Source organism: Flavobacterium sp. U410, from assembly GCF_053570605.1.
On record NZ_JBSEFI010000039.1, the window covers coordinates 1 to 7,973 of the forward strand.

The 7,973-nt window shown below is 36.1% G+C and carries 8 protein-coding genes and 1 pseudogene; 7 read left to right on the plus strand and 2 right to left on the minus strand.

The annotated features are described in order from the left end of the window. From ACUSJC_RS16510 to ACUSJC_RS16520, 3 genes and pseudogenes are all read left to right on the plus strand, one after another. Positions 1–1,017, plus strand: a pseudogene (locus ACUSJC_RS16510) (hypothetical protein); the annotation flags it as partial. Next, positions 1,010–1,399 (plus strand): hypothetical protein, encoded by a 390-nt coding sequence (locus tag ACUSJC_RS16515; RefSeq protein ID WP_449270665.1) that lies wholly within the window; start codon positions 1,010–1,012, stop codon positions 1,397–1,399. The pseudogene ACUSJC_RS16510 and the gene ACUSJC_RS16515, both read left to right, overlap by 8 nt. Positions 1,400–1,402: 3 nt before the next feature. Then, entirely contained in the window at positions 1,403–1,585 is a 183-nt protein-coding gene (locus tag ACUSJC_RS16520; protein ID WP_449270666.1) for a hypothetical protein, read from the plus strand. Positions 1,586–1,698: 113 nt separating this feature from the next. On the opposite strand, the gene ACUSJC_RS16525 is transcribed toward ACUSJC_RS16520, so the two are convergent. Further along, positions 1,699–2,034: a helix-turn-helix domain-containing protein gene (locus tag ACUSJC_RS16525; RefSeq protein WP_449270667.1), complete on the minus strand. Its 336-nt coding sequence runs from the start codon at positions 2,032–2,034 to the stop codon at positions 1,699–1,701. Positions 2,035–2,177: 143 nt separating this feature from the next. On the opposite strand from ACUSJC_RS16525, the gene ACUSJC_RS16530 reads away from it, so the two are divergent. The 4 genes from ACUSJC_RS16530 to ACUSJC_RS16545 all read left to right on the plus strand — a co-directional run bounded on the left by ACUSJC_RS16530 (position 2,178) and on the right by ACUSJC_RS16545 (position 6,505). Then, positions 2,178–3,794: a hypothetical protein gene (locus ACUSJC_RS16530; protein WP_449270668.1), complete on the plus strand. Its 1,617-nt coding sequence runs from the start codon at positions 2,178–2,180 to the stop codon at positions 3,792–3,794. Positions 3,795–3,812: 18 nt separating this feature from the next. Continuing rightward, positions 3,813–4,856 carry a tyrosine-type recombinase/integrase gene (locus ACUSJC_RS16535; protein ID WP_449270669.1) on the plus strand — a complete coding sequence of 348 codons (1,044 nt, stop codon included), beginning with the start codon at positions 3,813–3,815 and terminating at the stop codon, positions 4,854–4,856. Then, entirely contained in the window at positions 4,849–5,658 is an 810-nt protein-coding gene (locus tag ACUSJC_RS16540) for a tyrosine-type recombinase/integrase (RefSeq protein ID WP_449270670.1), read from the plus strand. The genes ACUSJC_RS16535 and ACUSJC_RS16540 overlap by 8 nt, the downstream gene beginning before the upstream one ends. Before the next feature lie 490 nt (positions 5,659–6,148). Further along, positions 6,149–6,505 (plus strand): hypothetical protein, encoded by a 357-nt coding sequence (locus tag ACUSJC_RS16545; RefSeq protein ID WP_449270671.1) that lies wholly within the window; start codon positions 6,149–6,151, stop codon positions 6,503–6,505. Between the two features lie 391 nt (positions 6,506–6,896). On the opposite strand, the gene ACUSJC_RS16550 is transcribed toward ACUSJC_RS16545, so the two are convergent. Then, positions 6,897–7,691, minus strand: coding sequence for a hypothetical protein (locus ACUSJC_RS16550; protein WP_449270672.1), 795 nt, complete (start codon positions 7,689–7,691; stop codon positions 6,897–6,899). Positions 7,692–7,973 lie beyond the last annotated feature (282 nt).

Consider the following 7,973-nt stretch of genomic DNA (forward strand, 5'->3'; position numbering starts at 1 on the left):
CCTTTCGGTCAGTTACTGCCTAATAGGCACGGCTCAAGCACAGCTTACAGATATGGCTTCCAAGGACAGGAAAAAGACGATGAAATTAAAGGGGAAGGAAATTCAATTAATTTTACTTTTAGAATGCATGACCCAAGAGTGGGAAGGTTCTTTGCTGTGGATCCTTTAGCCTCGAAATATCCTCATAATTCACCTTATGCATTCAGTGAGAATAGAGTTATTGATGGAGTTGAATTGGAAGGATTAGAATATCATAATATAGGTTCTCCCACTAATTTTGACCCTCAACATTTAGAAGATGAAAAAGCTGGAAGAGAAAAAGCTGGAATTGTTAGTGCTGCATTAGTTGCAACATATTTTACTGGATCAGCTGCGGCTCCTTATGTTTCATCTGCATATGGTGCATACAGTACATGGTTTGGAACAACACAACTATCTAACTATCTTGCGACAGGAACAGGAGCAGTTTTGTTTACTCAAGCTGAATCAATATTTACTTATAGAGGTTTTTTTCAGTCGAGTTTTTCATTAGGAGCTATAAATGGAACAACAAACTTGATGGGGCAATTTTATTCTAACGATTTTAAATTTGATGAAAATATTAATTGGTCTCAACCTGTTTTTGCTTCTTTTATCAAAAATCCATTTTATTCAAATTTAGGAGAATCGTTTTTTACATGGGACGGAGGTAGCAATTTTGATATGGTAGATGATGGTAATGAGGTTATTTCTACTTTTGGGTCTAATTATTTAGGAGGTAAGTTTGGAAGTAAATTAGAAGTTGATACAGGTTATAAACCTATTAGTAATGTTTTAAATACTGTAACAGGTACTGGTGTAGAAGTAATTGAAAATACAGTTGGTGATAGTATGCAAAATATATTAAACTTTTTTAATAATTCTAATGAAGAAACTAAGCATGATTTTTTAATTAATCCTTCTAAACCAGGTTTTAATCAAAGTAATGGTAGCTTTGGGAATTACGGAACTTTTGGTAAAGATTCTAAAAATGAATAGCATAATAAAAATGAAATTTGATAAAAAACAAATTTTTGTAGGTACTATCTTTTTTATAATTATAGCTGTATTATATTTTAATAGTAATGTAAAAAAAGAAATAAAGACAACCGATATAAAAAAAAATAAACTAGAAGCAATTGGTAGGGTATATGATTTTGTTAATAATAGGAGCTACAATAGATATTACTATAACTACTATTACAATGGTCATTACTATAACGGAAATATTAATGCTTATGGAAAAGGAGGAGAAAAGCTTATTGGGAAGTTTTTTTTATTAGAGTTTTCTAGTAAGAACCCAAATTTTTCAAATATCCATTTGGATAAAGAAATTACTGATTCTGCAAGAATTTCAGACGCAGGTTTTAAACTTAAATAGAATATGAGAAACGTTTTAGCTTATGCTGTAATGATTGTTCCATTGATTATATACAATCTATATTGTTTTGCAACAAAAGAGCCCAATAGTGGTATAGATTTTGTGCAAGTTTTAATTGCTTTTGTTTTAGGTATTATTTTTTATAATGTTGGTTTAAGAATTAAGAATAAAGGTAAAGTTGAGTAATATAGCAACCTAGTTCATAAAACAAATTTAAAATATAAGTTGTTAAAAAACAGTGTTTAGTATACAAACTAAATGCTGTTTTTTTATTTTATGAAGTACATAAAAAGGAGTTATTAAGAAGAATACGCCTGTTTAGCTTTATAATCACGAATAAGCGCATCAATAACATTAAAAAGCTGTTCCTGTTCTTTAGCAGGCATGTCAGAGATTATCTCCATGCGCTCCAAAATCTTTTTATCTTTAAACACCATAGTATTATTACCTACCAAATAATCTAAAGAAACCTCAAGGGCTTGAGCAATTTTGTTGGCAATCTCAACAGAGGGAGTAATCTCATTACGCTCATACCTACCAATTACAGCCCCGGAAGTACCCACAATACCTCCTAAATCCTCACGGGATAAGTTTTTTTCTTTTCGTAAACGGGTAATATTATTACTTATAATCATAACTGATACGTTATAAAAATCCTTTATAAATCAATGTTTTTACAAATATACATTACTTAAAGATTAAAAAACAAACGAATAAATTTGTTTTAAATATCATTTATTGATTAAGTTTGTAACCAATAAGTGAAATATTGAAAGTTATGAACAATTTAAACACATCAAACCCCAACCACTACCTTTTTGAAACCAAACACTTAAAAATATCGATTTTAGGAGGAATACGGTTCAATAACTTAGAAGCTTTGAGAGTAACATTAGGCATCCAAAAACTAAAAAGCCTTTCCCCTTCGGGGAAATGTCCGCAGGACAATGGGGCTGTTTTAAGACAGAACATCGATCTATATAATGACACCAGTATAGAAAAGTTAACCCGAAAAGTAGCCGAGCGTTTAGAAATCGGCACAACGATAGTAAGACGAGATTTAGACCAACTCACAAATGAACTGGAAAACTACCGATTAAAGGAGATAGAACAAACAACCAATAACCAACAACAAACAACCAAAACCCTAACCGAAAACGAAGTGCGAGCCGCACAGGCATTTTTAGAAGCAGATAACTTGATAAACAGAACAAACGAGTTAATCGGCAAATCCGGCGTAATCGGTGAAGAAACTAACCGACTATTAATGTACCTGATCTTCACCAGTAGAAAAACCAACAATCCGTTACACTGTATCAGTCTGGGAAGCAGCGGAGCAGGGAAGACCCATTTACAAAGCAAAGTAGCCGAACTCATCCCCGAAGAAGACAAGATCGAAATGACTGTATTATCGGCAAATGCATTTTATTACTTCAATAGAACAGAACTACAAAACAAACTTATTTTAATAGAAGATTTAGACGGAGCAGAAAGCGTACTCTATCCACTACGAGAGCTACAAAGCAAAAAGAAAATCACCAAAACAGTCGTTCATAAAGACAAAAAAGGAACAACAAAAACCATCCATTTAACCGTGGAAGGACCGGTATCGGTAAGCGGTTGCACCACACAGGAAAGCATCTACGAAGACAATAGTAACCGAAGTTTTCTTTTATACATTGATGAAAGCGAAACCCAAGACGATAAAATTATGACGTATCAGCGGAGAGCCTCCGCAGGCAAGATAAACCAACAAGATGAATACAATACTAAAAATTTATTACAAAATGCACAACGTTTACTAAAAACCATAGCCGTTAGAAATCCTTTTGCCGAATATCTCGCTCTGCCCGTGGCAGTGTTTAAACCCCGAAGAACCAACGCCCACTATTTACAATTTATAGAAGCCATAACCTTTTACAAGCAGTGTCAGCGACACAAGCAATATGACAAAGAAACAGGCGAGGAATATATCGAAACCTCAATCGAAGACATACAGGAAGCAAATGAACTCATTAAAGAAGTATTACTACGAAAAAGCGATAGTTTAACTGGAGCGTGTAGAAATCACCTTGAAAATCTGAAAGCATATTTAAAAAAACAAAATCAAACCCAATTTACCAATAGTGAAATAAGAAGAAATTTAAGAGTAAAAGAAACCACATTAAGAAGATATAACAATCAACTATTATTAGAAAACTATATTAAAAAAGTACAAAATAAAACTACTAAATCTTATGCGTATGAAATTACTAACCCTGATGAATATCAAGACCTTAAGCAGTTAATCGACAAGGCATTAAATGATTGTATAGCACAAATACAACTCGCCAATGAGCCAGTAACTAACCATTCAAAAGTGGCGAAGTCAACCAAAACAAAATCAGTAAGTTAAAATTAAAAAGTTGTCAGGATGCAAAAAACAATACATACCCCCATAAAAAATGAAAGTTATAAAGTATTGGTACAAAGCTTTGAAAACTGGTTGGATATACTAGGCTATAGTGAAAGTACGATTAAAAATTTACCCAGCCACCTACGAGAATTTTTACACTATTTAGAGAATGAAAACATTAATCAAATCAATTTAGTAAGTGTACAAATAGTAAAAGACTACTATAACCATTTACAAACACGGGAAAATCAAATGCGGGAAGGCGGACTCTCCAAAGCCTACCTAAACAAACACATACAAGCCCTTATTAAATTTAACGATTATCTCAAAGAACACCACGCCAAACCCTTACCCATACATCTAAAACGAGAAGAGCAAGACCATAGAGACAGCCTGCAAATCCTAACCCAAGAAGAAGTAAAACAACTATTTAAAGCCACCGATTACAGTAGTGAACAGGAACGAATACGAAAAAGAGACAAAGTAATACTAGTGTTGTTATACAGTTGTGGACTCAGAAGAAATGAAGTAGTCAACTTAAAAATCAAAGATATTGTTTTCGACAAAGAAAGAATCCACGTAAGAAAAGGCAAGAATTACAAAGAAAGATATGTACCTGTAAACGAATATAATTTAAAAATAATAGAAGAATACATTTACGATTACCGTCCATTATTTTACAATTATAAAGAAACAGAATATTTGCTCATTAACTACAGAGGCAAACCACTACAAGGACAAAGTTTATCCAATCGATTAAATGCAATAGTCAAAACAATAGCCTCCCCTTCGGGGAGGTTGGAGGGGCTTACCCCACATATTTTAAGACACAGTATCGCAACGCATTTATTAGAAAAAGGAGCCAAACTAGAAACCATCAGCCAGTTTTTAGGACACTCCAGTTTAGAAAGTACACAGATTTACACTCATTTACTAGAACACAAAGCAAAAACCAACAACGATGAACCACTACACACACTACTTAGAGAAAAACGGTTACTCAACCAAGAGTATTCCAGTATTCCAAAGGGCTACAGACCGCCTAAATATATGGATGAATAACTATGGTACTACAAAGGAAACTATCGACTATAAAACATTCCTAAAATATATCGAAGAACTCAAGAAAACAGGCATTGCCATACGAACCCTACAAGGCTATATCGGCAAGCTAAAGATCTACTTCAACTACCTGCAAGAAGGCAATTACAGAACAGACAACCCCATAACCAACATCAATATCAAAGGCAAAGTAAAAACAGTATTAGGTAATCTACTCACAGCAGACGAACTCGAAGATTTATATTATAGCTATGAGACCAAAGAAGAAGATCTAGCCCGAAAACGAAACAAAATCATTATCGGATTACTGGTATATCAAGGCTTACAAACCAAAGAACTCCAATACTTAAAAGAAGAGCATATAGAACTCTACAAAGGCAAAATACACATCCCCGGAAGCACCAAAACCAACGGCAGAACCTTAGAACTCAAACCCTGGCAACTCATGGAAATGATGGAATATTTACAAGAGATCAGACCACAACTGCTATCCCAAACCCATTGTCATGCTGAACCTGTTTCAGCATCCACAACCGACAACCTGTTCTTCTCCAACTACGGCAACACCAACCTGCACAACGTACTAAAAAAAATAAGTGATGAATTAAAACTAATCAATTACAATTATCAAAATGCCATACAAATCAGAAACAGTGTAATTGTAAACTGGCTTAAACAACACAACTTACGAAAAACCCAATACCTGGCAGGACACCGATACATCAGTTCGACAGAAAGGTATCAACAAGACAATTTAGAAGAACTCCACGACATGGTCAACACCTTCCATCCCATACAATAAACCCTACAATTTTAACATATTTTAACAACTAACCGCCAAAAACAACTAACCGATTAAAAATCAAAACATTAAACAAAAAAAACGTTCGCAAAACGAACCGTGGCAGGACGTAGTTACTAAGCGAAGTCCAAGCCGAATCCCAAAACAGGAACGCTCCGCTGAGTTCTTTGCGCCCACCCAGTCCGAGCTTCCCCCCGCAATGGCGTTTTCCACCCAACGCTTAGCCCTTGTTTACCCCGAGTAAGGCACATTGTGTCATTGCGAGCAAGCGAAGCAATCTATTTTATAGGTTACGCAATGCCACAAAGCGCCTTACAGCCCAACCGATAAACAAGCGCACCCCAAAAAACGCCCCCAAGCTATTTATACATAATGCGCTCTTATAGTTCAAGCCCTTCGGGTACGCTACGCCTTGCAGCTATAAGCCCATTATGTAAAATAGCCGCACCCCCGGCACCCACCCGTTCCCCCCGCCACACCCAACACCCATTTGTCTGGTATCAAAATAATGCGGAATCCAAAGGCAAAAAACCACCAAAAAACCATCCAAAAACCCGAAAAACATGGCGCAAAAAAACACCAAGTACAACACGATCAAACCCCTACGGATAAAATCTATCAAAACCTACAGATAAAATCTAACACCTTAAAAGACACACGTTTACAAATTTTTGCTCAAAAAACATCACAAAATTACGCCTGCACCACTAAAGCTCACAGCCTTAAATCTTTGTTCGCTTTTTATCACAAAAATTTAAAAAAGCAGAACGGATACACTTTGTGTGTTCAATCGCCACAAGGCTATGCTCATTTTTTTAGAAGATTAGCCACAGTAACAATCTTTTAAAGCAAGTGAAAAAACAATGGCACCCGAGCCTGAAAGGCGAACGGAGCGAAGCTAATCTTCCAAAAAAATAGAGCCATCCGTTTAAACCCATCAGCCAACAACCCGAAAACTCCGAAGGTAGTTTTGTACCTGCCTTTTGATAATGGATAAATAAAAACGATTTTTAGCTTTAGATTTTTTGAGGCTTAGCTATAGATAACCCGAGGATAAGCCCAGTATAAGCCCACCATAACTCTACTAGAGCCGACTTTATTAAATGAATAAAAAAAGGATGAATTAACTACATCAGTAAGTTAAAATATCCCTGAAATAATCATTTTAAAGCCATATAAGCACAAAAAAAGCCTTCCGATAACGGAAAGCTTTAATTGTATAGAAAGTCTTTTAAACCTTAAAAAACTTCTACAACCCGCATAGCGTTACCCTGTGCCAGTAAATAATCCACATTATCCACCTTTTGGTAAAACTCAATCCCTAAACAAGCCAGTACACTAACCCCGGCATCAGGCACCAATCCGCCCGGAGCAGTAGCCGTTAGGGTTATGGTTGCAGGCGTGTTGTCGATAGGCTGAATGGTACTATAGGCAGTAATCCCCAGACTATTTTGATCCGGCACATCCGGCTCATAGCTCAGAGTAGAGCTGTCATAACTATAATCCGACAACCAACCCACGGCAGCTGCAATACGGAAACCCGTAGCCCCTGCAGGAGCATTGATAAAGTTTATCGGAATAAATGACGGAACAGTAAAAGTAACTTCCACGCGGTCTGTATCGGTCGTAACAGTAAAAGGCGCATTAAAAACCGAAGTAAAACTAATCTTATTGTTCAGCTCCAGTCCTTTAGCCTGCGCTTTGTTGGCACTCAGAGCAATAGGGCGTTCCCCCCTTGTTCCCGAAGCTTTAGCATTGATCGACTTAAAGAGTTTGGTTAAAGAAGCCGTCAGCATGCTTCCGCCCATTGTTTGAATAACACTACTCAAAGCCGTTCGAAAGGCTTTGCCCACTTTGGCAGAACCGCCAAACTCCGAGTTGTTCTCCCGTGTACGAACAAAGTTCGCCCCCGTTGCAATCCTCTCTTTACTCGGCCCCCCTGCGGTTCTGGCCAAGTACTCACCATTGGAAGTATAAAACGAAACCCCTCCAATATTACCAACTAACTTGATAATCCCTTTTTGCTTACTCATAATCGACAAATTTTAAAGGTTACTGAATAGGTACTGTTTTCTCATGCCGTTGACTTTTAAATACATAACTACAATATCCGTGCTGTTATTGTAAGAAAAAAAGTTAAATAAAAGATAAAAAAACAAGGATTAAATTTTAGCGATATACTATGTATATACCGATAAAAATGTTATTTTTGAGCTATAAATAAAACCATACGTTCTTAAAAAAAATAGTGAAAATCACAGCAAAGGTATACCCAAAGTAGGGGCAACCCGGTAAAATAATGCAGTAGTTTTGAC